Below are 988 nucleotides of genomic sequence, written 5' to 3'. Positions count from 1 at the left end.
TTATCCGGTATTTTTCATTGCAGCAGATATACCTGCTATAGATGTCATTAAAGCATCATCAAGAAATTTTTTATCTAACTTTTTGTATTGGGATATTTATCTAATTACTTATCAAAGTATGCTAAAAGTAAAAAAATTTGGAAAGTAATTAATATATTTATTATAGGTTTTATGACTGTCATAATTTTTTTTATTATTAAGGAAATGTTGTGAGTAATATTTATGTGGAGGACGTAGGCAAAGGGTTTCCACTTGTTTTTGTTCATGGTTATTTAGGCTCATCTGAAATGTGGAACTTTCAAAAAGAATTTTTTTCAAAACATTATCGTGTAATAATTCCAGCTCTTCCAGGGTTTGGTGAAAGTCATAATGTTAAATCTTTAGACTCTATAAATAAAATGGCCAGACAAGTAATAGATTTATTAGATCAAAAAAATATTGATAAATTTAATTTAATTGGACATTCAATGGGAGGAATGATTGTTCAAGAAATTACAAAACTAATTGGCGATAAAGTTAATAAATTAGTTTGTTTTGCTACTGGATCAATTGGAGAAATACCTGGTAGATTTGAAACAATAGACGAAACAAGAGAAAAATTAAAAAAAGATGGAATTGAGTTTTCATTTTCTAGAGTTCCAAAAAAATGGTTTGTTAAAGGAGATAAAGATAAAAATTATTATTTATGCAAAAATGCAGTTAAAGATGTTTCTTTAGAGACTGCTGACAATGCTTTATTGGCAATGAAAAATTGGAGAGGTAAAGAAGATTTAAAAAATATAAAGAATGAAACTTTGATTATCTGGGGTGATAAAGATACATCGTACAATTTTGATCAGGTTGATACATTAAAAAAAAATATTAAGAATAGTCGTTTAGAAATTTTTAAGGATTGTGCTCATAATGTTCATTTAGAACAGCCTGATCAATTTAATAATTTAGTACAAAAATTTATCTCAGAATAATATTTTTATTCAGTCTATAAACT

1 protein-coding gene is annotated in these 988 nt (G+C 26.2%); it reads left to right on the top strand.

Annotated features, from left to right (window positions below):
* Positions 1-209 precede the first annotated feature (209 nt).
* On the top strand, positions 210-965 hold the full coding sequence (locus AMO08_RS05340) for an alpha/beta fold hydrolase (RefSeq protein WP_075485925.1): 756 nt from the start codon (positions 210-212) through the stop codon (positions 963-965).
* The last annotated feature ends 23 nt before the right edge of the window (positions 966-988 follow it).

It is taken from the genome of Candidatus Pelagibacter communis (assembly GCF_001180205.1).
GTDB lineage: Bacteria > Pseudomonadota > Alphaproteobacteria > Pelagibacterales > Pelagibacteraceae > Pelagibacter > Pelagibacter ubique_O.
Note: the sequence above shows the minus strand (reverse complement) of the source record. Positions and strands in the feature narration are given on the sequence as shown.